This window comes from Sporolactobacillus sp. THM19-2, from assembly GCF_004153195.1.
Lineage (GTDB): Bacteria > Bacillota > Bacilli > Bacillales > Sporolactobacillaceae > Sporolactobacillus.
This window is the reverse complement of record NZ_SEMC01000006.1, coordinates 64,287-89,584: the sequence shown is the minus strand read 5'-3', so window position 1 is coordinate 89,584 and position 25,298 is coordinate 64,287. Positions and strand designations below refer to the sequence as shown.

The following is a 25,298-nucleotide window of genomic DNA, read 5'->3' as shown; positions in this document are numbered from 1 at the left end:
ACACAGTCTGCCCATCGGAGAAACAGCTCATGCATCCCTATTAAATTAACTTATTGTTCCTGCAGCGGCTCCTTCTCGGCATATGATCGTTTCAGAAAGAGACTCAGAATCAGGGAAACGACGGCAAAAATCAGGGCAATCAGGAAGGCACGGTTCATCCCGAACACCATCGCCCGGAGCAGCTGCCCCGGTGCACCGGCATTGGGAGCATGACTCAGATAATCCTTCTGACCGGAAACCATGATCCCGACAAACAGGGCCGTACCAATTCCTCCGGCAACCTGCTGCAGAGTATTCATGATTGCCGTCCCGTGCGAGTATAACTTTTTCGGCAGCTGATTGAGCCCGGTGGTTGATATCGGCATCATGACCATGGCCATACTGATCATCAGCAAACCATATAAAACGATGAGATAAATCTGGCTGACGGACGTCGTCAGTCTGGTGAACAGCAGAACAATGACATTCATCAAAAGAAGGCCTGGAATAACCAGCCATCTCGGACCCAGTTTGTCAAATAAGCGCCCCATGACAGGTGACAAAAGTCCATTAATCAAGCCGCCAGGGAGCAGAGTCAGTCCGGCGCTGAGCGAAGTCAGAAGCAGCACTTTCTGCATATACAGAGGAAGCAGGATCATCGTCGCAAACAGGGTCATCAATAGCAGAATCAGAACAATCATAGAGAGGGCATACATAGGGTATTTAAACACCCGCAGATTAAGGACCGGGTCATCAATGACCAGTTGTCTCCAGATAAAGAGCCCCAGCGAGATGACACCTGCAACGAGCAGGGCGAGGCCGATCCATCCGCCCTCTGCACCGGAGCCCATACCATAAACCAGGCCGCCGACCCCTACCGTTGAAAGCACAATAGAAATGACTTCGACCTTTGGTTTTGTCACTTTAGAAACATTCCTGAGATAAAAGCAGGCAAAAATAATCGAAAAAAGAGCGAGCGGAATGACGAGAATAAAGAGCCAGCGCCATGAGAGAACAGAAATAATCAGTCCGGACAGGGTCGGACCCAGTGCGGGGGCGAACATAATCACAAGACCGATCAGTCCCATCGCCGCGCCTCTTCTATCAGGCGGATAGATGTAAAGAATGGTGTTCATCATCGTCGGCATTAAAAGTCCTGCACCGGCAGCCTGGATGACCCGTCCCAGAAGCAGTATACCGAATCCAGGAGCAACGGCACAGATCACTGTCCCGGACAGGAACAATCCCATCGCACCGAGGAACATCTGACGGGTGGTAAACCACCCGGTAAGCAGCGCTGAAACGGGCATCAGAATACCGATAACCAGCATGTAGGCAGTTGCCAGCCACTGAATCGTAGTTTCAGAAACCTGAAAGCTATCCATCAGATCTGCAAGCGCAATATTTAAAAAAGTTTCATTTAAAATGGCGACAAAGGCGCCAATAATCAGGGCAAACGTAATGGGTCCTCTTTTTATGTCCTGATTCTCTTTCGCTTGGGTGGTTTGCATCATAAGTATCAAAAGCTCCTCTTCCTATTTTTCAGACAGAAAAAAGCAGCGAAGCGCAACAGCGTTTCGCAGGGTTTTCTTTATTCCCGCATGAACGGGCAGTAAGACCCCCACCTCAAAGTCATGAGGGGGAAACGAACAGGCCCCGGGTACTGCCCGCAGCAGCCCGATGGGTTCAACGAACAATCAGCGGGGAAGTGAGGCAGGCTAAAAACGAGCGCATCCTGTGCGCCCGAAAAAACCTGCTGATTGAAGTTTCACTTGGTCAGTTTTTCCACATCAAATATTCTCTCATTTATTTTCTGTGATGAAAAGAATTTTACTCATTATCGTATTCGTTTCGTTTTCCAATCATATGAAAAGCGCAGACGAAATAGCCTGCGCGTTTTCGTACATGACATTATATAAAAGGGAAGACTACCTCTGTGCTGACCAGTACCAGGAGTCCGAATGCGACCGATGTCCGTCACGTGTATCATCTTTCAATCGGACCAGCTGTGATGAGAGATCCATGAACCAATCACGGTCGGAAGTGATCAGAGCAATATCGGCCATACTACGGATCTGCTGACTGTTAAATGGTAAAACCGGAAAAGGTCTGACCAGGTAGTTCAGCGTCTCAACAACCCGACCCACAGTAGATTCACGATCGCATGCAACGACATGAACCTTCACTGTGCCTTCATGATTGTCAAAGTCAACGACATAGCCATGCATTAATTCACCATTCACAGTTCTTCCCTTCACCCAGTCGCCTTTTTTCCATGCTGCTTTCTGCTGCATCATACTTCACCACCGATCTTGTTTTTTTGAATGATCGGATTCACCTGTACTGATCCGGAAGGAACAAATTCCTGCCCGGATCGATCAGAGGAACCGTTCCGTATCTTTCTCACTTGTTCTAACAGATTTTCCAGCGTCCATTGCTCCAGATAGTTTTCCAGAATCTGCTCCGCCCCGGAAAAGGCCTGATTCATCACCTGCTGAATGCCGGACGTATCCGGGTCATCCATACAACCGGATGAACACCAGCTGAGTTTGAGTGCGGCGCATGAGGTTGATCTGTAAATCCGCGCAAGCGTACACGTACCAGGATCACAGTCCAGCCGATAACCCCCGCCCAGACCTTCCTTGGTTGATACGAGTCTTCTTTTACGCAGGATACTCATAATCTTTCGAATTCTGGCCGGATGTGTGTGCACTTTCCGAGACAATGATTCACTGTTCCAGAGATGATCAGGCGCACTTGCCAGCAGAATCAGACAATGAACCGCAATGGTAAACTCACTATTCATGTTCTGGATTCCTCTTTTAGAAGATTAGTGTAATTATAATAGATACAGTTTAAAAAATCAATGGAAATTGATTGAACAAAAAATCCCATCCCGCTTTTCGGGACAGGCGACTCAAACATCGGATTTTTACCCGGATACACCGGAATCCGGTCTCCGTACAAAAAAGGACAGGATCAGCGCAGCCAGGCAAAAAACAGAAGCTGTAAGAAATGCAATATCCACGCCGTGTATCATACCGGCAACCCCGAACCTGGCCGGATTGAGCGTTGCCGCCGCCATAACAGTAAATAAGACGGCTGTCCCAATGGAACCGGCAACCTGACGCATCGTATTATTCATCGCTGTACCATGCGGGATCAGTCTGGCAGGCAGCTGATTCAGTCCCGCCGTGGTGGTGGGCATCAGAACCATGGAGAGAGCAAACATCCGGATCGCATTGATTACGGCCAGATACGTAAACGTCGTATGCTGGTCCATCCTGCTCATCAGCAGGGTCATGACCAGAAGAATACAAAGACCGGTGATGGTCAGTCCGCGCGCACCGATTTTATCAAAAATACGGCCGGTGACCGGTGACATGATGCCCATGACCAGTGCACCGGGGAGCAGCATCAATCCTGATTTTAATGGCGAAAAGCCAAGCATCGTCTGCATAAAGATGGGTAAAATAGTCGTTCCTGAAATGAATACCGCAAAGCTCAGCATCCCGATCGCCGTCGTCAGGGTGAAAACGGAATATTTAAATACGCGGAATTCAAGTATCGGTTGTTTCAGCCGGAACTGTCGCCGGATAAACACGATCAGTGCAACCGTGCCGCTTAGCAGGGTCAGCAGGACTTGCGGATGTGTCCAGCCCATACTGCCGGCTACGCTTGAGCCATAAAGCAGTCCCCCGAAACCAATTGTCGACAGGACAATGGAGAGCACATCCATTTTCGGATAGCTCAGTTTCGTTACATTCTTCAGCACAAAATAGGCTAAAATCAGATCGATCAGTGCGACGGGCAGTACAACATAGAAAAGCACCCGCCAGGGGTAATGATTCACCAGCCAGCCGGACAATGTCGGTCCAATAGCCGGGGCAAAGCCGATGACAAGGCCGAAAATGCCCATCGCTGTGCCGCGCCGATTAACCGGAAAAAGAATAAACATAACGGTCATCATCAGTGGCATCATGACGCCGGCCCCTGCCGCCTGGATAATCCGCCCGATAACCAGCGGGATAAATCCCGGTGCCACAGCACACACCAGCGTCCCCGCCGCAAAAGCCGTCATCGCGCCAAGAAACAACATACGCGTCGTAAATCGCTCTTCAAGAAACGCGGAGATCGGAATCATGATCCCGTTCACGAGCAGAAAAACAGTCTGAAGCCATTGCACAAGATTCGGTGTCAGATTCATTTCACGCATAATGCTTGGCAGTGCCGTCACAAGCAAAGTTTGATTTAAAATGGTAATGAATGCTCCGGAAGCAAGAACAAGAATAATCGGTGCGATTCGATATTCAGTACCGGAACCCACATTTTTATTTACAGTTGAATCCATTATTTCACTCTTCTCTTATTTCTTAATCATCAACGTACACGTTCGTGCCTGTGACCTGATATACATCATAACATCATAACACGAAATTTGTTGGGCTGAAAGATTTTTCCTGCATGAACGGGCCGTATCCCCTCAGGGTCATGCGGGGATACAAGCAGGACCGGGTGGGGCTCAAACTGACGGGAGATGACAACGGATAAAAACGAGGGCGTCCTGTGCGCCCGAAAGCCCCACTGATCGAAGTTTCTTTTATCATTTTTCAAATGCGCTGCGGCAATTTTTTTTCAGAGTAATAAAAAGCCGTCTGCATCTGCAGGCGGTTCTTCGCGATTTAATGGAAATTTCCGGCAGAAATCTCGTGCCTTCCATAGTCTGAATTAAAGGGCTGATCCTGTCCATCATGGGTAACATTTAGATCAGGATGGATCACACCAGCCGCACGAACCAGACAATCGACAGGATCTTTATTTTCTGCTTAATAAGCGGAGATTTATCGCTTAAATGCAGAATCAAACGGGTTTCAGCGTATCATAAGCGGAATTTTTCCGATTAGACAATGAATAATCTCTCATTTTCATGTTTCTTGAGTCAATAGGCGGAATTTCTCCGTCTATTGAAACTCGCTTATATCCTTTTTACTAAGTTAACCGGAATTCCTCCGTCTACTCATTTATTGAGCCACCGGGCAGCGATGCCGGGCCTGTTTTCTACGCAACGTCCGCAACCGGACGGGCAAAAACACAAAGCGGGTCATTTTTTCGTGTAACAACCGGGATCATCCTTCTTTCTCCACTTCCGGCCAGTCCTTGCAGACGTCAACCCAGGCTTTCCCCTTTCCATATGAATAAAGCTCATCTATAGTCAGTTCAATAGCAGAATTACTACTTCCGCATGCCGGAAAAACGGTTTTAAACCTTTTGAGCGACTCATCCATATAGACCGGCCAGTCATGTTTTACAGCAAACGGGCAGACACCGCCAATGGCATGTCCGACAAGATCCAGCGTTTCATCCGCAGAAAGCATGTGCGCTTTAAAGCCAAAAGTTTTACGGAATTTTTTATTATCAATCCGCGCATCACCTGCCGTTACGACCAGCATGGCGCCTTCCTTATTTTCACCACGAAAGGCCAGTGTCTTCGCAATGCGTTCCGGCTCGACATGCAGATGTTCGGCAGCAAGGTCAACGGTTGCACTGGAGAGCTGGAGTTCTATAATATCCTTATCACGGTTGAATGGTCGGAAATAGGCTTTAACATCTTCTAATGACACAGAGATCCCTTCTTTTCGTCATGTTTATCATTCAGTTTACCAAAAGAGTCCATCATGTCAACGATAAGCCCGCTAATAGATGCAATTACTTTTACGCCCTGATCCTTCTTTCCTTTGCAATATGGCTCAATCTATATTAAATTAAAGTTACAATAGACAGGAATAGACGCCTCCGAATCCGCGACGTGGTGAATTTTAAAAGAAGGGGTTGCATATGACAGAGATCCTGAACGGGAAAGAAATCTGCAGTAAGTACAGTGATATTGAAAACGATTCATTTGGAACGGAAGATCATCAGTTTGCCCTGACCAGAGTAGATAAGAAAGATCTGTATGATGCCCCATGCTCTTTTAGCAGTAATGGAAAAAATCTGATGACGTACGAGGAATGGAAAAAGCACCCGGAAAATTATGATGGATATCACACGGATAATGTAAAACAAATGGTTGAATACATCCGTGAAGGCGGTCATCTTCCGCCGCTTATTGTCAATAAGGAGCTCGGGCTCTATGACGGTCAGCACCGTTTAACCGCATACAGCATGATTTCTGAGATTGAAAAAATCGATATTTATAAAGAAATCTGAATGTCTGTCACATGTTGCACATTCCCGTAATCAGAAAAGCTGCCTCCCGAATATACCGGGAGGCAGTTTTTTACACACTAAAAATTCTATGGAACATCGTGTTATTCTTTATCTGCATGCCGGATGCCACGGGAACTGCGGGCACCACCAGGGACGTGGCGGTCCCGGCGGACGCGGGGGACGGCCGGGCCACGGAACGCCGGGCGGAGGAGTCGGACCGAGATAAGTGAGACCGGACATATCCGTGTAGTGTTCCTGATGAGAAACCCAGCGACGCTGTCCCGGCAGAAAAACATTCATTTGAACCATACCAGTCGATGGATTAACGGACAGCAGCTGAATCGTCATCATGCGTCCATAGCTTTCCAGTCTCGTGCGATAAAAATGACCCCGTCGCCCTCTTCTTATTTCATTTTGAATGGCTTCCGGCGGCACAAGAAAAACCTGCGGCTGTTCACGTGCAACTTCCCCTTCAATCGGCCATACCGGAATTTCTTCTCCTGTGTGATGCTGTTGCGGAAATGCATTCATCTTTTTATAAACACCTGCCCAACTATTTTATAATAGTCTATGCTGCAGGTTTTCATCTGGTTGGGCATCCGCCTGTGCGGATGAGCTGTGATCTGATAAACATGATGGATCGTTCACTTGATTAAGCCGGCCGCTTCACATTCCCCGGGTCACGCAGATGTAAGAGGCCCATTGACCTGCTTCTTTTGTCAGATTTCGAGATAAATATATGAAAACTTTTACAATAGATTCATTGTTCATAAAAATATCAATCTTATACTTTTTTATGTAGCATAAATCATAGAAATGGGGTAAACCATGAAAAAACTTGTCGCCTCAGTACTCAGTCTGGCTCTGTTGATTCCTGCTGCGGGCAGTGTCTATGCACAGCCCGGATATCACAAAAAAGTAAAGGATGTCGAATTTGTCGGAATGGCCGCGCCACAGACAGATGCGGAACGTAATGACCTGATGTACTCCGATGCCTCAATCAGGGTGACTGATCCGAACGGCCATCAGCGTACGGTTGACTTATCGTACAATCTTCTGTTCAAACCCGGAGATGTGATTAATGGAAAGATAACCGGAACAACGGTGGATACCGAGGGACACGTCATCACAGACGACTCAGGCAGGCCCTTCATCTCCACAGCGCCTGACAGCAACTCACTGATGAAAGTCGCCGGTAAGCTTTACCTGATCAACCACTTTGAAAGTATTCCCAGTAACAGGGAAATAGGACGTCTGCCCAACGCTGTCTATCTGAACCGGGTGGAACAGGACAAAAAAACCGGGAAATTGACCGTTACCGATATCACGCCGGTTGACTTTTCAGCCGATGGTGGTATCTGGACCCCCTGTGCCGGCATTCTGTCTCCGTGGAATACCCACCTCGGTGCGGAAGAATATGAACCGGATGCCCGGGCTCATGAACGGAATCCGGACAACTCAGCGGTTACACAATTTGCCCGCAACTATTACAATGATCCGCAAAAAATCGGGAATCCTTATCTCTACGGCCATCTTCCTGAAATTACCGTGAATGCAAAGGGCGAAGCGACAGCAATCAAGCACTACAGCATGGGGCGGCTGTCGTTCGAGCGGACCACAGTAATGCCGGACAACCGCACCGTTTACATCGGTGATGACGGTGGCTACACGATGATGTTCATGTACATTGCTGATCAGGCCAAAGATCTCTCCGCCGGTACGCTTTATGCTGCAAAATGGATCCAGACCGATGCAAAGGATGGCGGCGCAGCAAACTTAAAATGGATTAAGCTGGGACATGCTGCTGATAAAGAAATCAAAGAACTCGCTCAGAGCCTTACATTCAGCGACATTTTTGAAACGAGCAGTGTTCCCGCCGATGGATTCACCCCCGTACGCACAAGCAGCAGCGGCGGTAAAACCGAATATCTGAAAGTCAGACCAGGCATGGAAAAAGCCGCCGCTTTTCTTGAATCCAGAAGATACGGCGCGATCAAAGGGGCAACTTCAGAATTTAATAAAATGGAAGCTGTTGAATATAACAAGACAGACAACAAAGTCTATATGGCGATGTCTTATATCGAAAAAGGAATGCTTCAGGGTAACACCGATCCGGTTGACGATATCCATGTAGATAAAATTTCCGCCGGAGGTGTTTATGAACTCAGTTTGACAAAAGGGCAGAAGGACAGCGAAAGCCATCAAATCGACAGCAATTACGTTGCCGGATCGATCGATGGACTGGTTATGGGAGAAGATCTTGCGGCTGCTGATGAAAACGGTAATACAGCAAACGTTGATAAAATTGCCAATCCGGACAATATCGTTTATTCGGGCAGCATGCGCACCCTTTTCATCGCTGAAGACAGTTCGATGCACAGCAACAACTTCGCCTGGGCTTACAACATCGATACGAAGAAATTGTCTCGAATCGTCTCTGTCCCCGGCGGAGGAGAAGCAACCGGTCTGCAGCTTCAGCAGAATCTTCATGGATATACGTATCTCATGGTCAGCTCACAGAATCCGGGGCACGTCGGATATCTGCAGCTGCCACAGCTTACCGGTCGATAAACAGATAACTGTCATTCTCTGAACCGGACCGGAACCCATGAGATCTCAGAAAAACTTGCCGACTGGCAAGTTTTTTTCACAGTCAGAGTGATCCCCGCTTCGTCTAAAAAGTGCATGACGAATAGGGTATGCGACAGTCAGAAAAGACAGATAATGGTAGTATATCTATATCACCAGGGGAAAATCCAGGGGGGACTGTTGATGAATGAGTATGAATTAAAAGCCTGGAAGGAAATTGAGGACTGGAAGCGACAGATTTTAAAGCGATCCGGATTGCTCAGCCGGGTGTCGAAAAAAGTGCAGACAAAAATGAACAGTTACATTCCGGAAAAAGTCCAGAATGCGATCACTGTCGCCATTAAAAATATGGTCCGGGCAACTCTGACCGGTTCCCACTTTACGACAAAGAAAAATCAGTCGTACGGACTGACTCTTGAAGAAAAAGACCAGCGCGTGAAGGAAAAAATGGAAACCTATCGGAAAACGGCCATCATCGAAGGTGCCGGAACAGGCGCCGGGGGGCTCTTATTGGGTCTTGCTGACTTCCCGCTCCTTTTGTCGATTAAAATCAAATTCCTTTTTGACGCAGCTGCCGTTTACGGGTTTGACACCAGTAAATATGAAGAACGGATCTTCCTCCTGCAGATTTTCAGGCTGGCCTTTTCCAGCGATCACGTACGCCGCGAAACGATGAAAATCATTGAAACATGGGACAGCCGTAAAAATGAATTTCATGATATGGACTGGACAGAATTTCAAATGGAATACCGGGATTATATTGACTTTGCCAAAATGATGCAGCTCGTGCCCGGTATCGGTGCCGCTGTCGGAGCCTACGTCAACAACAACCTGCTCGACCAGCTTGGAAAAGCAGCGATGAATTGTTACCGGATAAGAATTTTGACTGCACCAGCCTATAGCTAACCGGATTCCGTCTTTTTTTCGTAAAAATTTCTCCTTCATGAAAATATAATAAAAAGCGAAGAGACGGTGATCTGTCTCTTCGCTCTTTTTCATTGCATATAAGCCTTATTTATACAGCAGGATTTTACCCACCGTTCCGTCATTACTCTGTCCAATGACGCGTGCTTTCAGTCCGAAAGTCGGGATATTGCGCCCGGCGTCCGGAAGAACCGAACCTGTAAAGTCGGCACTATCGTCGAACAGTGGATCGCGTTTCGTAAAGTTATCCTTAAGCGTCGAGCCGTCAATTGCGGTGTAATCGAGGAACATCTTACTCGATTTTTCCAGGCTGAACGCGGCGTCATTCATCTGATAGCGTGTGCCGCCTAATGCGCCGTCGCTCCAGCGGTTTACACGCTGATCGGCATCAACCAGGCCCAGATAGCCCTCACCGGGATGAACGCCGGTCCAGTTTTCGCTGTAAGCATCATCGACATACCAGATCAAGAGACCCGGATCATAGCTCATCAGGCTGGCCCCGCGGCGAATGTGACCCAGTCCGGCATCGACACCACTGTGCGTGCGCCATTCAAGCAGATAATACTGATTCGAGTAGAATTTACCTTCATCCTTCTTGAATCCGTCAAGGGCAAAAGCCGGTTCTCCTTCCGCACCGTCGGTCACAACCGGGCTGCCGTCCGCAGTCACTGCAATATCATCCACATAGAAGCCGGGATAGGAAACCGCGACATCAGACCAGTAATTGAAGCTCAGTTCAATTTTCTGACCGGCGTAGGCTGAAAGGTCGAAGGTCGCATCGACCCATCCGCCGGAGGTCCCGGTTATGCCGTTCCCCGGATTCTGCTGATTGGGATCACTGGTCGTTGTGATGCTGCCCGGTATCGATTTCCCGTTTACTTTAACTGATGCGTAATCCCAGTCCGGTTCAATATCATACCAGGTTTTGAACGTCAGTTGCGCACTTGTTGCACCTGTCAGATCAACGGTCTTCGTCATTGAGTTATTGAGATTGTCTCCGCTGCCGCTGAAGTATTCATACTGGCCGCTCGCCGGAGTATTGACAATTGTTTCTTTATCCGGCAGGTCGACCCGAACGGCATCACTATTCGTCCCCTTAGTCGCTGCCTCATCCAGAAGGATTGCCGTTCCCTTGTCTGTGATATCACTGGCATTAACCGTTTTCCCGCTCAGCCAGTTGCCGCCGTGCAGGTTTTGCAGCATCTGTTTGGCATACGGGCTGAATCCGGTCGGCTCAGCACCGGGGATTTTGCCGGCCCAGCTTCCTGCCGACATGATCGACCAGTATTCAATCGGTTCGCCGGCTCCGGAGTAGATCGTATCATATTCATCAGGCAGGCCTAAATCGTGGCCGTATTCATGAGAGAATACACCGGCTGCACCATCTTCAGGCTCAACGGTATAGTCATAGGCGACCAGGTAGCCGCCGAACCGGTCACTGTCCGAATGTGCACCGGGGATCGGCAGAAGGTAGCCCTGGTCATTGACCAGTACCCAGCGATGCGACCAGATCGCGTCGGCACCGAGTTTTCCGCCGCCGGCTTCTTCACCCACGCCTGAGTGAATGACCATCAGATGGTCAATAATGCCATCCGGTTCTGCGTGCACGCCATCACCGTCATAATCGTCACGATCCCAGACATCATAATCACTGAGGTCAATGTTTGGATCCTGTGCCGCTTTAGTCAGTGCCTCGTAAATCAGTTCGCGCGGACGTGCATCGCTGCCCGTTGCCGGATCATTGCCACCATAGTAGGCCGCCGGATGATCGGCTGTATACCAGCCAGCTACCGTCCCTTTCACCGAATAGCTTCCGCCCGACTGCTGTTCATAGAACTGGCGCATCGAGACCAGCTTTTCACCGTTCGGTCCTGTATAGCCGTCTTTACCGAAGATCATATTCTGGAAATGGTCGAGAGGATATTCCGGATAATACATATCGGTTTCCGACGGATCAATCGTGCTCTTCGGGTTATCCGGATAGTCAATGGCCAGAACAAGGGCCTTATCGGTACGTACCGGTCCATCATAATTTTCCTTAGAGATCGGATCAACCTTATTTTTCTTTGCCTGACCCAGCTTGTTCCCCTTACCCGAGGTCAGCCCGTTATCTTTTACAGTCTCATTTGCATCCTTAAAACTGATCCCTTTCGGCAGCTTGTCCTTTGTCTCCTTCTTTGCGCCTTCACCCCGTGCCTTCAGATATTTCTGCAGTGCTTTATCTGCATCCGCACGGCTTGCCTTTTCCGGAATCTTCCCTTCTTTCTTCAGCATATCGATAATCTTTTCATCATTGGCGATCCCGAGATCGAATGATGAACCCTGACGATCGGATACATAACTTGTTTTTTCCGGTACATATGTATCCTCGGGCGGAGCTGTTGAAAAGCCCCACAGGGTAAAGGAACTCAGACCGATAACCGCCGCCATCGCGGCCGCCGTGAATGTCTTTCTCCTCATAGATGATTCCCCCCATAATATTTCTATAATTTTGAAAGCCGCTTACCCGTATGTATTCTTCATTTCTCTATATTTTCCTTCTTTTTCGACAAAAGTCCGTCATAAAGTCCTGCATATTTTTTATGCAATGCTCCTTTAGTCTTAATTTTCGACCGCATTTTTCTTCATTCAGGCAGAAAAAAACTGCCCCCGGTGGAGGCAGAAAAATAGAAAAAAGATTCAGGTTCAGATCATCATTACAGGATTTTACTCAGAAAGGCTTTCGTGCGTTCTTCCTTTGGATGACTGAACAGTTCATGTGGCTCATTTTCCTCCACAATATAACCGCCGTCCATAAACAGGACGCGGTCGCCGACTTCCCGGGCAAACCCCATTTCATGTGTCACGACGACCATCGTCATCCCATCCCGGGCCAGTTTCTTCATGACATCCAGTACTTCACCGACCATTTCCGGATCCAGTGCCGAAGTTGGCTCGTCGAACAGCATCATCTTCGGTTCCATGGCCAGCGCACGGGCAATCGCAATCCGCTGTTTCTGACCGCCGGAAAGTGAATCCGGATAGGCAGAGGCTTTGTCTTCGAGGCCAACTTTTTTCAATAATTCGATTGCTTTATCATGAGCCGCCTCTTTTGATACCTTCTTAACCTTAAGCGGGGCCAGCATAATATTTTGAAGCACGGTCATGTGCGGGAAAAGATTGAACTGCTGAAAGACCATGCCGACTTCAGCACGTATTTTGTTAATATCCGTTTTTTTATCGGTAATATCGACACCTTCTATGTAAATATGTCCGGACGTGATACTGTCCAGCAGATTAATGCACCTCAGAAAGGTGGATTTTCCGGCACCGGATGGACCAATGACAACAACGACTTCCTGTTTGTTAATTTCTACATTGATGTTCTTTAACACCTGATTATGACCAAATGTTTTTTTCAGATTTTCTACTTTGATCATCATTCTGTCGACATCTTCCTTTCCAGTTTGCTGACGAGCGCATTAAGTGAAAGGGTGAGGATCAGATAGATCAGTGAAATCGTCAGGTACGGTTCCCAGACTCTGAAATACTGAGCCCCCATCTGCTGTGCCCAGTAGGTCAGCTCCGGCGCAGCGACTACCGACACCAGCGATGAATCCTTTAGCAGTGCGATAAATTCATTGCCAAGCGGAGGCAGAATTCGGCGTACCGCCTGAGGCAGAATCACGTAGCGCATCGCCTGATAATGTGTCATGCCGAGTGAACGGGCCGCTTCGGTCTGCCCTCTGTGAATTGACTGGATCCCTGATCTGAACACCTCGGCGATATAAGCAGCAACGTTCAGTGACAGGGCAACAACACCAGCAACAACACCGTTGGACTGCCCGAGAAACAGGGGAACCACCCCAAAATGAACAATCAGAATCTGCACAAAAAGCGGTGTCCCGCGAAAGAAGGCCACATAACAGATAAACGGCCAGGACAGCCATTTATTTCTCATCATTTTCCCGAGACAGATAATCAGGCCGAGCACCGTTCCAATAAGGATACCGGCGACAGAAAGCCCGATAGTAAGCAAAGTCCCGCTCCAGAAATACGGGGCATAATCCCCAATCAGGTCAAAACGGAAATCCAATCAAAACTCCTCCTTTAACTTAAAAATTGCGTAACACGTAGTCGCGTTACGCAATTTTTAACAGTCTGAACCTGTCAGCCCCTTACTGCTGAGCTTTCAACTGGTCAATGTCCGGCTCAACTTTGAACCATTTCTTATATATTTTGGCATATGTTCCGTTATCAAACAAGGCGTTGAGCGCCTTGTCAAATTCAGGCTTCAGTTTACTGTCCTTCGGATACATCATGCCATAGAATTCCGGTTCAAATGCATCTGCATCTTCAACAACCTTCAGATTTTTGTCTGCGTTGTTCTTTGCATACTGTTCAATCACCGTGTTATCCGCAACGACTGCGTCGGCACCACCGTTATTCAGTTCCATAATCGCCAGGTTAATGTTTTTATACTTCTTCACTTTCGGATTATTTTTGCCGACAATTTTTTCAACGGCTTCCTGACCGGTCGTTGCTGTCTGAACAGCAATCGTTTTACCCTTCAGATCGGCTCCGGACTTAATGTCGCTGTCTTTCGGAATCAGGATTTTGTTTGTTGAGAGAAAATAGGCGTTTGAAAAATCGTAGGACTGCTTCCGATCAGCATTGATCGTAATGGCCGAAATGCTCATATCGGCTGTTTTATTTTTCAGCTCAACGAACAACGGATCCCAGCCGACATTGACCAGCTTGTACTTATATCCGGCTTCTTTTGCCAGTGCCTTCATAATATCAACATCAAAACCAACCATCTTGCCCTTATCCATGTATTCGAATGGAGCATACTGTGCATCATTAACAATTCTCAGTGTTTTTTTCGCCGGTTTTTCCCCGGAGTCACCGGAACTGCTGCCACCTGAAGCACAGGCCGAGAGAATCAGTACAAAGGCCATAAGCAATGAAAAAATCGATAATTTCCTGTTCATTATAGGTTGTCCCCCTGTTTATCTTTCTACATTAAATTACAATAATTATACTCTAATCTTTTCTTTCATTGCAAGATAGTTGTAGAATTTTCACACAATTTACCACTTTATAACGCCAGAAAAAAAACGGGGCACTGACTCCTGCCCCGTTCTGGTTTCTTTCATCCGGATTTATCAGCCTAGAACCCTGACCCGTTCACTGATCGGCTGGAATTCTTTTGGCCCTGCAGCTTCAGCAATATTACCAAACGGCATCTGTGCCCGCAGTTTCCAGGACGCCGGTACATCGAAGGTATCCCGCACGTCTTCGTCAATCAGCGGATTGTAGTGCTGCAGCGAAGCACCGACGTTAATATCAGCCAGTGCAGACCATACGGCAAACTGGGCTATGCCCGTGCTGTGTTCCGACCAGACCGGAAAGTTATCCGCATAAAGCGGGAACTGTTTCTGAAGTCCTTCAACAACTGATCTGTCTTCAAAGAACAATATAGTACCGACACCGGCATTAAATGAAGCCAGCTTCTTAGCTGTCGAGTCAAACGACTGGCCTTCCGGGAGGACTTTGCGGATCGCTTTTTCAACAATGCCGCCCTCTCCCCATAATTTTTCACTCTCTTTACCAAATAAAATGATTGCGCGTGCGGACTGAGAGTTAAAGGCCGACGGGGCAAGCTTGATCGCTTCCTGAATGGTTGCGGTGATCTCCTCTTTGCTTGCTTTAACATCCTTGTCAAGAGTATAAATCGAACGACGCTTTCTGATGGCGTCAAGAAACTCGTTTGATTTAATAAATGCTGAAACATCGCTGGTCATAGAACACGCTCCTATACTAATTATTTTTCATTTACTTACGCAAGTATAGTTGATGATAAGAAAAAAGTAAATCAATTCGTTCTGCGGTTTGATTCACCGGAAAACCATTTATCCGCCCAGTGGTGGACCTCATTCAGGATCGGCTGGATTTCCCTGCCCTTGTCCGTCAAAGTATAAGTGACCTGAACAGGATATCCTGTGTCGACGTGGCGCACGACGATGTCCATTTCCTCCAGTTCCCTGAGTCTCGCGGCCAACATTCGGTCACTCAGCTCGGGAATCGCACCTGAGATGTCACTGAAATGGTGCCTGCCGCTCAACAGTACTTCAATAATCAGTCCGTTCCATTTTTTTCCAATAATCTGGAAAGCCTGTTCAAATTTCGGACAAACCAGAAAATCCTTTTTCATCTCCGACCACTCCTGCTTATATTGTACTATAAGCCTCAGAATATACCCACCGGAAGCCTTTATTGTTTTTTCCGGCACGTCGCCGCGGTGACCCTTTTATTCTGGCGGATATGTTTTTTTCAGGAATGCCATGGACTGGGTAATCAGTTTTTTCAGTATATCCGTATTTATGTCCGAAAGCCTGTTGACGTAGACACAGGCTTTGCCCGCTTTATGCTTCCCAAGTTTCTCAAGGAGCGGGGCACGCTCAGCATCACCCGTTGCAAAATACAGGCTGATCTTCGCCTTTCGCGGTGAAAATCCGGCAAGTGGCGCGTCTCCCTCATGACCGGAGGCATATTTATAATGGTAAGAGCCGAAGCCGATAATACTTGGTCCCCACATTTTTGCAGGGTAGCCGGTCGTCTGTGTATAGATGTTCAGCAGTTTCCAGGCATCTTCACGTCGTCCGGGATTTTCAACCTGTTCAATAAACTCGGTCACACTGCGATCATTTTCTTTCGTCTTTTGCTCGTACACGGACAGCCCTCCTGTTTTTACTCCGTCTCTTCTATTAAACTACAGTTAACCATTCCTTTTCCAGTACAGGCCATTGAAAAAGGGCATCATATGGGCAGTGCTCTCTCGCGATTTCATTTCTTGCCTGCGAGAAGCCGGATGGATTTAAGTATAGCATCCCCTTCAAATCTTTTATTAACGGTTTTTTTCACCTCCGGCTCATCCCGCGTTTGTTAGAATGAAGGTGACACATTCAGGAAAGGAATAAACAACCATGGAAAAAACTGCTGTATTGCTTGTCAATCTGGGAACGCCGGACGCGCCGGATGCACCATCTGTCCGCAAATATCTGGCCGAGTTTCTCAGCGACCCGCGCGTGATCGATCTGCCGCGCTGGAAGTGGCTGCCGATCCTTCACGGAGTGATTCTGCGTGTGCGGCCGAAAAAGTCTGCCCGGCTCTATCAGGCGATCTGGTCAGAGCACGGTTCCCCGCTGCTTTATTACAGCAGGAAACAGCAGGCAGCCCTTGAAACCCGTTTTCGCCGTGACGGCGTCAGAATCTCTCTGGCCATGACTTACGGAAATCCTTCAATTGCCGGTGAGCTTTCGAAGCTGCATGCCTGGGGCGTCAGGAAACTGATCATTCTGCCCCTTTTTCCACAATACTCATCGACAACAACAGCTTCTGTCTGGGACAGCGTCCGGCGCGCCATGAGTCCATGGCGGGACGTACCGGAATTGATTTTCATCAGAGATTATCCCGATCATCCGCTTCTGATCGACGCATTGGAAGCCCGCATCCGGCAGTGTTTCTCAGAGCACGGCACCCCGGATACACTGGTCGTTTCCTATCATGGGATCCCTGTCCGCTATGCCCGCTCAGGTGACGACTATCCGTCGCGATGTATGAAAACAACGGAAGCACTGATCAGACGGTTTCCGGGTCTCGACGTCATCTCCGGCTATCAGTCCCGGTTCGGAAATGAGCCCTGGCTGACCCCGGCCACAGCAGATATACTGAAAAGCCTTCCCCGCGCAGGGAAAACCCGGGTCTGTGTGATTGCCCCGGGATTTACCTCAGACTGTCTGGAAACCCTTCATGAACTGAAAATGGATTATGCCGGACTCTTCCGCGCGTCCGGCGGGGAAACGTTTCATTATATTCCGGCTCCGAATGACAGCAGTTTGTTCATCGACTGTCTTGAAAACATGATCCGTAACCACCTTCCTGTTCATCAGCCGAAAGCCCGCTGATTATTTTCGAACAGCTCTCTGGAATGATTTTCTAATCAATACTGTATAATAAGAGTCAGACCATGGCACACGAAGGAGGATATTTAGATGAAGCCCTATCAGTTAAATGAGATGTATCACGGATTCAGGTTTTTACATACAGAAAAGGTGGCAGAAATTAACTCAACCGCTTTTCTGTTTGAACATGTGAAGAGCGGCGCAAGACTTCTGTACCTTCAGAATGAGGATGAAAATAAGGTCTTTACCATCAGTTTTCGCACGCCGCCTGAAGACAGTACCGGTGTTTTTCATATTCTGGAACATTCTGTACTGTGCGGCTCAGATAAATATCCGGTCAAAGAACCGTTTGTCGAACTGCTGAAGGGATCAGTGAACACTTTTCTGAACGCCTTTACCTTCAGTGATAAGACGATGTATCCGCTCGCCAGTACAAACGACAAAGATTTCCAGAACCTGATGGATGTCTACCTCGATGCGGTGTTCCATCCGAATATATACAAATATAAAGAAATTCTGCAGCAGGAAGGCTGGCACTACGAGCTCAATAACGCTGAGGACGAGCTGAATCTAAAAGGGGTCGTCTACAATGAAATGAAAGGGGCTTTCTCATCACCGGAAAGCCTTCTGATGCGTGCCAATCAGAATTCCCTTTATCCCGATACGACCTATCAATATGAATCGGGCGGGGATCCGGAGTCTATTCCCGATCTGACCTATCAGCATTTCATCGATTCGCATAAGAAATATTACAGCCCGGCAAACAGTTATATCTACCTTTACGGCAAAATGGACATCGATGAAAAACTGGCTTATCTCGATCAGGCGTATCTGAGTGCCTATGACCGGATCGATGTCGATTCGGAAATTGCTGTTCAGTCGCCTGTCGGACATACAGAAATGGCTCGTACTTACCCGATTATGCCCGGTGAAGAGGATAAGGATAAGACTTACCTGAGTCTGAATTATTCGATTGCAAAAGCCACAGATCCGGAAACCTATCTGGCTTTTGATATTCTCGACTACCTGCTTCTGGACAGCCCGGCTGCGCCTCTGAAAAAGGCCATTCTGGATGCCGGTATCGGGCATGACGTGTTCGGATTGTATGACAACAGTATTCTTCAGCCTTACTTCTCAGTAAACGTTAAAAATGCGAATGAGAGCCAGAAAGAAGCCTTTAAAAAAGTGGTCAGAGAGACGCTGACCCGCCTTGTGCAAGACGGTATTGATAAAAAGCTGATCGAAGCCGCGATCAACGTCAAAGAATTTCAGCTGCGCGAGGCGGATTACGGGTCCATGCCGAAGGGACTGATCTACAGCATCATCTCCATGGACAGCTGGCTGTATGACGGCGATCCGCTGACTCACCTGAAATTTGAAAAAACACTGGAGAAAATGAAACAGGCACTTACCGGTACCTATTTTGAATCTCTGATAGAAAAATATCTGCTCAATAGCAACCATCAGTCGCTGGTCATCATTCGTCCATCCCGGACGCTCGCCGAAGAAGAAGAGGCTTCGCTGAAGGAAAAGCTGACACAATTCAAACAAAGTCTCGATGCCGGCGACATCCGGCGAATCGTTGAAAGCACAAAGAAGCTCCAGGAGCGCCAGACCAGTAAAGATCGCCCGGAGGATTTAAAGAAGATTCCGCTTCTGTCGCTGGACGATATCGATAAAAAGTCAGAAATCCTGCCACTTTCCGAATTGGACCTGGACGGCATAAAAACACTGTATCATGAACTGCCGACCAACAAGATTGCTTATCTCAGCCTCTATTTTGACGCATCAGCCATTACAGAAGAGGAAATTCCCTGGCTGTCCCTGCTTAAAGAACTGCCGGGCAAGATCGACACCGAAAAATACAGCTATGAAGAACTGGTTAACGAGGTCAATATTCAGACCGGGGATATTCATTTTGAAACGAACGTCATTTCTGATAAGGATCAGGAGGATGTCTATCAGGCGAAATTCACCGGCAGGGCGAAAATGCTTCAGGATAAAGTGCCGGAAGCCTTTGATCTGATCCATGAGATTCTTTATAACAGCAGGTTTGATAACAAGGACCGGCTCCGTTCAATGATTAAAGAAATAAAATCTCGCATGGAAATCGCATTTAATCAGAACGGGCAGTCCGTCGCGCTCCGCCGCGCCTCCTCCTATTTTTCCAAATCAGCAGCCTATAAGGAGCGGCTCAGAGGTCTGACTTTTTATCACTTTATCCGTGATCTGGATAAAGATTATGACCGCCGTTTTGAGGAAATTGCCGATAAGCTGCACGCGCTGATGAGCCGGCTGATCAGTAAAGACGGGCTGGTCATCGGTCTCACCTGCGGCCGCACAATCCTGGAGCGTGTCAAGGGCCATGTCGGCCGTCTCGGGCTCACAGGCGGCCGGAGCAGGCAGAACGCTGCTCCGTCTGTTACCCTTCCTGACGCACGTAACGAAGGTCTGATGTCCTCAAGTAAAGTACAATATGCCGCCAAAGGGGCGAATTTCAGGAAACTCGGATTTGACTACTCCGGACAATTGCTTGTATTAAAAAGGATTCTCACCCTCGATTATCTGTGGAACCAGATTCGCGTGATGGGCGGAGCATACGGATGCGGTGTATCGATCGAATCATCCGGCAACCTGGTCTTCTGGTCGTACCGCGACCCCAATTTGCGTGAAACACTGAATGTTTATGACAAAGCGTCCGAGTATGCCGCTCATTTCAGTGCCGACACCTTCGCTATGACGAAATACATTATCGGCACCATCTCCGGTCTTGATTCGCCGCTCACTCCGGGCACAAAAGGAGAACTGTCCGATGAGCGTTATTTCGCTCACGTCAGTGATGAAGATGTGCAGCGGATCCGTGAAGAAGTCCTTTCAACCAGACCGGAAGACATCCGGCAATGCGCCGGACTCCTGAAAGCCGTCACAAAGGAGAACCATATCTGTGTGTTCGGCGGGGCATCGAAGATTAAAGAAAACAAAGAACTGTTCAATACCTGCCTCGACGCATTTGAATCCTGACATGCTCTTCTGTCCCAGCTCATCAATCATTCAATGACCGGAATGAAGACATGCCTTTGATTAGGTAAAATAGTAAAATTTTGGGATGCCGCTCTTTCTGCGGCTCTTTTTTTTCACTGATATATTATGGCGTCAGCGCAGCATAGATCGGCTGGCGCCGGTAACCTGGTTTCTCAAGGTTTTATTCATCCCTATAAAGTCGTTGACGCTTTACAGGATGAGCCTTAACATAGATGGGAAACGTTATCTAGTTTAGAGGAGTGAATTGAATTGGCATCATCGCATATACAGCAGGTCCATCCGGAACATCCAAACCGGCTCAGCGTCCGCAATCTGGCAACGATCGGGATTTTCAGCATCCTGATCACGGTCATCGCGATTGTCATTGCGATCGCGGCCTCGCCGGTGCTGTACTTTTCACTGTTTGTCAGCAGTCCGCTGATCGCTTTTATCACCGCACCCATTTATATGTTTATGGTGCTTAAGGTGCACAAGCGGGGAACTGTCTTCCTTTACTGCTTTATTCTCGCCCTCATCTATCTGATCAGCGGGACGCCTTATCTTGCACCCTGGCTTTTGATTGCCGGCTTTCTCGGCGAATTCGTCATGGCCGGCAGGGGCGCCTATACGAATTTATTCCGGATTTCCATCAGCTGGATCATCTGCACCCTTTTCCGTGCTTCAAATGGCATGATTGATCTCTGGTTCTTTTCAAAGCAGTATCTGGCATCCGGGGTCAGCCGGGAACATTACGACCAGGTCACCCGTTTTTACTTCTCAGCCCCGTGGGTTCTGCTGATTCTGCTGATTGCTGCAGTCGGGGCCATTGCCGGCTGCTGGATCGGCGCTAAAATGCTGAAGAAACATTTTCAGAAAAGCGGATTGCTCCAATGAACGACCGCAGCATACATGTTGATTTTCGGGCGAAACTGATTCTTTTCGGTCTCGCCTTCATTTTGTCTGCATCCATGACACATGACCTTCCGATTATTCTTGCCCTGTTTTTTCTTCTGATCTATCTGGTTGTTCAGGGGTTTGCCAGAGCCGGGATCATCGGGTTTTGTGCCGGTGTGATTTTTGCTTTGATCCGTTTTGCAACCGGTGAAGGCGGACTCACGCTGTTTCTTCCCGATGTGATGACCTTTGCCACACTGCGGATTCTGGTGGTGGTCATGGCAGCTTATGCCATGGTGCGGATGCCGCCGGGAGAGGTGTCCGCGGCTTTCTATAACATGCACTTCCCCCATGTTCTCAGTCTGCCGGTCACCTTCATGCTTCGATTCGTTCCGACGATCCACAGTGAATTTCGGGCCGTTTTTGCTGCGATGCGTCTTCGCCACATTCTGTCCCTGTCGCACCCTCTGCGTACATTTGAATATGTTCTGATTCCCATGATGATCAGAAGTTCAGACGTATCCGACAGGCTCGCCGCGTCTGCTGAGCTGAGGGGAATTGAGAACCCGGGGCCACACACATGCCTCCGCGTGATCCGCCTGAGACGGACAGATGTCATTCTGTCTCTCCTTGGGCTTGTAGTGACACTGCTTTGCCTGACACTCGATAAGCTGGTGATGAATTGATTTATTTTGACCACGTGCAGTTTACTTATCCGAATAGTGACACGGCTTCCCTGTCAAATCTCTCTCTCAACGTCCGAAAAGGGGAATGCATCGTGGTCACCGGAAGAAGCGGATGCGGGAAAACCACCATGACACGGCTAATTAATGGCCTGGCGACACATTTTTACGGAGGCCGCCTTTACGGGACATTGCGCCTTAATGGAGAACTTCAGGCACGCATCCCCTTCTGGGCGATTGGCCGTCGGGCTGGATCGATTCTGCAGGATCCAAGCAGTCAGTTTTTCGCTGAAAAAGTGCGGGATGAACTGGCATTTGGCTGTGAAAATTATGGCCTCCCAAGGAATGAAATGATCAAGCGCATCGCCGCAGCTGCTGAAAAAACCGGGATAGATGATTTACTGGATCAGAGCCTGTTTCAACTCTCCAGCGGTTTGCAGCAAAGGGTCGCTATCGCCTCCATCCGGGCGATTGACCCGGATATTTATGTATTCGATGAACCCTCGGCAAATCTCGATACCGGGTCCATTGATCGCCTTGCAGAATTGATGCTGGAACTGAAACGGGAAGGAAAAACACTGTTTATCGCAGAACACCGTCTGTATTATTTACGGAGTCTTGCAGACAGATTTCTTTATATGGAGGACGGACAACTGATCCGCCAGATGTCGGTTTCGGAAATAAGCGGTTTCTCTCAGTCGGACATCCGCCGGCTCGGCCTGCGCTCTCTTCGCCTCCCGGATATAAAATACAGACTGACTCCCCATAAAGAGAAAAAGAGCGGTCACCCGGCCCTTGATATCCGCGATCTCAATTTTTCATTCAAAAAAACGCCTGTCCTCAGCCACATAAACCTGACGGCCGGCCGCGGCGACATCATCGCAGTGACCGGGCCGAACGGTGCCGGAAAGACCACACTGGCCAAAGCCATATGCGGGCTGATCAAAGAAAAAGCGGGAACTGTTTTGTTTGATGGGCATCGCGAACGGCGAAGAGCCCGAAAGCGTAAAGCTTTCTTTGTCATGCAGCATCCGGACAGCCAGCTGTTTTCCGAGAGTGTCCTTGATGAACTGAATCTGAACGCAGCGAATAGCCGACAGGCAGAAGAGCTCCTCAGCGCTTATCATCTGCTGCCATTCAGCAAGAAGCATCCATCAACCCTTTCAGGTGGCCAGAAACAGCGGCTGACCCTTGCCGTTGCAGAAGCTGTCAATCCTGAGATTCTGCTTCTCGATGAACCGACCAGCGGGCTTGACGGACAAAACATGCGACTGATCGCCGGGAGGCTCAGAATGATGGCCTCCTCCGGGAAAACCATTATCGTGATTACACATGATCTGGAATTCATCAGTATCGCCTGTACCCGCGTGATCCGGCTGGAAAACGGAAAAAAGGTCCGGGACGACGAACTGTCGCCTCCGAACCTGTAGCATCAATCCTGTTCCAGTTACATCGCGCGGAGCCGCTCAATCCGGCTTTCAATCGGCGGATGCGTGGCAAACCAGCCGGAAGTTTTCTTCTTCTTTCTGCCGAAGGGGCTGGCGATATACATAGAGGCAGTGGCCTGCTGCGCGTGTTTCAGTCCTTCAGGGTCATTGCTGATCTTCATCAGGGCGTTGATCAGTCCCTCCGGATCACGTGTCAGTTCTACTGCCGAGGCATCGGCCAGATACTCCCGGTTTCGCGAAACCGCAAGCTGGACAAACTGCGCCGCCAGCGGTGCGGCAATAATCAAGACGAGGGCAATGATTAAAAGCAGCGGATTCGCCTTCTGATTCCGTTTGTTACCACGACCGCCCCAGAAGAACATTCGCTGCCCCATCTCGGCGATCATGACAACAACACCGACCAGTGCAATACACAGAGTCATCAGTCTGATATCATAATTGCGAATATGGGAAAACTCATGCGCCGCAACGCCTGCTATCTCTTCACGATTCAGACGTTCAAGCAGTCCCCGTGTAAAAGCAATGACGCTTTTTTTCGGACTCATGCCCGTCGCAAAAGCATTCGGTGACGGGTCGTCGACAAGATACACTTTCGGCATGGGCACACCTGCGGCAACCGAAAGTTCCTCGACCACGTTAAAGACCATCGGATTGTCGCTTTTCTGTATCTCCCGCGCGCCCGCCATCCGCAGAACCTGCGCCTTTGCACTGGCAAAGGTCATCGGCACATAGAAGATCAAAATGACCGCAGCAATGATAACTCCTGAAAGGGAATCTCCACCGGTAAAATAACCGACCGCCCATCCGATTCCAAGGACAAGCAGACAGAAGACAGCAAGCAGCAGGACCGTCTTCCGTTTGTTTTGTTCAATCTGCTGATAAAGCATCTTCGTCCCCGTCCCCCATTAGAAGCTGACTTTCGGTACCTCGCGTTCAGTCTCCGGAATGGTCAGGAGTTCCTCACGTCTGAAACCGAACAGACCCGCAATCAGATTTGTCGGAAACGACTCTCGCTTAATGTTGTAGTCTTTTACCGTCTTGTTGTACAGCTGGCGTGAATAAGCTACTTTATTTTCAGTCGTCGACAGCTCTTCCTGAAGGCTGAGAAAATTCTGGTTCGCCTTCAGATCCGGATAGGATTCGGCGAGGGCGAAAATCGACCGCAAAGCCCCTTCAAGCTGATTATCCGCATCGATCCGTTCCTGAGGGGTCCCGCTGACCAGTTTATTACGGGCCGCAATGACCTGTGTCAGTGTCTCCTTTTCATGTCTGGCATACCCTTTCACCGTCTCGACCAGATTCGGGATCAGGTCATGGCGCCGCTTCAGCTGTACGTCAATCTGACTGAATGACTCCTGCACCCAGTTCCGGTATTTAATCAGACTGTTGTAGGAGATGATGCCAAACAGCAGGATAAGGACAATGACTGCAATAACAATGATCAGTGCCATGGAAAAGTACACCCCTTCTTCAGTTCATCATTTCATATTCTACAGTATAGCATGCCACTTCCGGATTCAGTGCAATCCGACAAATCTTTTTCCGGAAAATGACAAATGATCAGAACAGATCGGTCGAAAAAGGGTGACGCGTCTCGCAAACTCGTT

The 25,298-nt window shown here is 48.6% G+C and carries 23 protein-coding genes; 8 read left to right on the top strand and 15 right to left on the bottom strand.

Annotated elements, in window-relative coordinates; translation table 11 throughout:
* Positions 1-50: 50 nt before the first annotated feature.
* The 5 genes from EWH91_RS07185 to EWH91_RS07165 form a co-directional block, all read right to left on the bottom strand.
* Complete coding sequence (locus tag EWH91_RS07185) at positions 51-1,493, bottom strand: MDR family MFS transporter (protein WP_483315826.1); 1,443 nt, start codon at positions 1,491-1,493, stop codon at positions 51-53.
* A gap of 414 nt (positions 1,494-1,907) precedes the next feature.
* Complete coding sequence (locus EWH91_RS07180) at positions 1,908-2,273, bottom strand: hypothetical protein (protein ID WP_129929361.1); 366 nt, start codon at positions 2,271-2,273, stop codon at positions 1,908-1,910.
* Positions 2,273-2,785 carry an RrF2 family transcriptional regulator gene (locus EWH91_RS07175; RefSeq protein ID WP_129929360.1) on the bottom strand — a complete coding sequence of 171 codons (513 nt, stop codon included), beginning with the start codon at positions 2,783-2,785 and terminating at the stop codon, positions 2,273-2,275. The genes EWH91_RS07180 and EWH91_RS07175 overlap by 1 nt, the downstream gene beginning before the upstream one ends.
* 126 nt (positions 2,786-2,911) lie before the next feature.
* Positions 2,912-4,330: an MDR family MFS transporter gene (locus EWH91_RS07170; RefSeq protein WP_129929359.1), complete on the bottom strand. Its 1,419-nt coding sequence runs from the start codon at positions 4,328-4,330 to the stop codon at positions 2,912-2,914.
* A 775-nt stretch (positions 4,331-5,105) separates the two neighbouring features.
* The gene (locus tag EWH91_RS07165) at positions 5,106-5,600 is read right to left on the bottom strand and encodes a YbaK/EbsC family protein (protein ID WP_129929358.1); all 495 of its coding nucleotides are present in this window, start codon (positions 5,598-5,600) and stop codon (positions 5,106-5,108) included.
* A gap of 214 nt (positions 5,601-5,814) precedes the next feature.
* Between EWH91_RS07165 and EWH91_RS07160 the strand changes: the two genes are divergently transcribed.
* Positions 5,815-6,186 carry a ParB N-terminal domain-containing protein gene (locus EWH91_RS07160; RefSeq protein WP_129929357.1) on the top strand — a complete coding sequence of 124 codons (372 nt, stop codon included), beginning with the start codon at positions 5,815-5,817 and terminating at the stop codon, positions 6,184-6,186.
* Positions 6,187-6,294: 108 nt separating this feature from the next.
* Here the strand turns inward: EWH91_RS07160 and EWH91_RS07155 are convergent, their stop codons facing one another.
* The gene (locus EWH91_RS07155) at positions 6,295-6,717 is read right to left on the bottom strand and encodes a hypothetical protein (RefSeq protein ID WP_129929356.1); all 423 of its coding nucleotides are present in this window, start codon (positions 6,715-6,717) and stop codon (positions 6,295-6,297) included.
* Between the two features lie 297 nt (positions 6,718-7,014).
* On the opposite strand from EWH91_RS07155, the gene EWH91_RS07150 reads away from it, so the two are divergent.
* A complete protein-coding gene (locus tag EWH91_RS07150) occupies positions 7,015-8,757 on the top strand; it encodes a PhoX family protein (protein ID WP_129929355.1) in 1,743 nt (580 codons plus the stop codon).
* 201 nt (positions 8,758-8,958) lie between these two features.
* Entirely contained in the window at positions 8,959-9,681 is a 723-nt protein-coding gene (locus EWH91_RS07145; RefSeq protein WP_129929354.1) for an EcsC family protein, read from the top strand.
* Between the two features lie 105 nt (positions 9,682-9,786).
* Here EWH91_RS07145 and EWH91_RS07140 read toward each other — a convergent pair whose 3' ends face one another.
* The 7 genes from EWH91_RS07140 to EWH91_RS07110 form a co-directional block, all read right to left on the bottom strand.
* Entirely contained in the window at positions 9,787-12,159 is a 2,373-nt protein-coding gene (locus tag EWH91_RS07140) for an immune inhibitor A domain-containing protein (RefSeq protein WP_129929353.1), read from the bottom strand.
* A 236-nt stretch (positions 12,160-12,395) separates the two neighbouring features.
* Positions 12,396-13,118: an amino acid ABC transporter ATP-binding protein gene (locus EWH91_RS07135; RefSeq protein ID WP_129929415.1), complete on the bottom strand. Its 723-nt coding sequence runs from the start codon at positions 13,116-13,118 to the stop codon at positions 12,396-12,398.
* On the bottom strand, positions 13,118-13,774 hold the full coding sequence (locus EWH91_RS07130) for an amino acid ABC transporter permease (RefSeq protein WP_129929352.1): 657 nt from the start codon (positions 13,772-13,774) through the stop codon (positions 13,118-13,120). The genes EWH91_RS07135 and EWH91_RS07130 overlap by 1 nt, the downstream gene beginning before the upstream one ends.
* Positions 13,775-13,856: 82 nt before the next feature.
* Entirely contained in the window at positions 13,857-14,672 is an 816-nt protein-coding gene (locus tag EWH91_RS07125; RefSeq protein WP_129929351.1) for a basic amino acid ABC transporter substrate-binding protein, read from the bottom strand.
* A gap of 174 nt (positions 14,673-14,846) precedes the next feature.
* The gene (locus EWH91_RS07120; RefSeq protein ID WP_129929350.1) at positions 14,847-15,485 is read right to left on the bottom strand and encodes a nitroreductase family protein; all 639 of its coding nucleotides are present in this window, start codon (positions 15,483-15,485) and stop codon (positions 14,847-14,849) included.
* Between the two features lie 71 nt (positions 15,486-15,556).
* Positions 15,557-15,895 (bottom strand): winged helix-turn-helix transcriptional regulator, encoded by a 339-nt coding sequence (locus tag EWH91_RS07115; protein ID WP_129929349.1) that lies wholly within the window; start codon positions 15,893-15,895, stop codon positions 15,557-15,559.
* A gap of 96 nt (positions 15,896-15,991) precedes the next feature.
* Entirely contained in the window at positions 15,992-16,414 is a 423-nt protein-coding gene (locus EWH91_RS07110; RefSeq protein ID WP_129929348.1) for a DUF1801 domain-containing protein, read from the bottom strand.
* Between the two features lie 253 nt (positions 16,415-16,667).
* Here EWH91_RS07110 and hemH point away from each other — a divergent pair, with 253 nt between their 5' ends.
* The 5 genes from hemH (at position 16,668) to EWH91_RS07085 (ending at position 23,673) form a co-directional block, all read left to right on the top strand.
* Positions 16,668-17,648, top strand: coding sequence for a ferrochelatase (gene hemH, locus EWH91_RS07105; protein WP_129929347.1), 981 nt, complete (start codon positions 16,668-16,670; stop codon positions 17,646-17,648).
* 87 nt (positions 17,649-17,735) lie between these two features.
* A complete protein-coding gene (locus EWH91_RS07100) occupies positions 17,736-20,666 on the top strand; it encodes an insulinase family protein (protein WP_129929346.1) in 2,931 nt (976 codons plus the stop codon).
* Between the two features lie 270 nt (positions 20,667-20,936).
* Complete coding sequence (locus tag EWH91_RS07095) at positions 20,937-21,560, top strand: MptD family putative ECF transporter S component (RefSeq protein ID WP_165364266.1); 624 nt, start codon at positions 20,937-20,939, stop codon at positions 21,558-21,560.
* The gene (locus tag EWH91_RS07090) at positions 21,557-22,246 is read left to right on the top strand and encodes an energy-coupling factor transporter transmembrane component T family protein (protein ID WP_129929344.1); all 690 of its coding nucleotides are present in this window, start codon (positions 21,557-21,559) and stop codon (positions 22,244-22,246) included. The genes EWH91_RS07095 and EWH91_RS07090 overlap by 4 nt, the downstream gene beginning before the upstream one ends.
* Complete coding sequence (locus tag EWH91_RS07085) at positions 22,243-23,673, top strand: ABC transporter ATP-binding protein (protein WP_129929343.1); 1,431 nt, start codon at positions 22,243-22,245, stop codon at positions 23,671-23,673. Before EWH91_RS07090 ends, EWH91_RS07085 begins: the two co-directional genes overlap by 4 nt.
* A gap of 17 nt (positions 23,674-23,690) precedes the next feature.
* Here EWH91_RS07085 and htpX read toward each other — a convergent pair whose 3' ends face one another.
* Positions 23,691-24,578 (bottom strand): zinc metalloprotease HtpX, encoded by an 888-nt coding sequence (gene htpX, locus EWH91_RS07080; RefSeq protein WP_129929342.1) that lies wholly within the window; start codon positions 24,576-24,578, stop codon positions 23,691-23,693.
* A gap of 18 nt (positions 24,579-24,596) precedes the next feature.
* Positions 24,597-25,142 (bottom strand): LemA family protein, encoded by a 546-nt coding sequence (locus tag EWH91_RS07075; protein ID WP_129929341.1) that lies wholly within the window; start codon positions 25,140-25,142, stop codon positions 24,597-24,599.
* Positions 25,143-25,298: the final 156 nt, after the last annotated feature.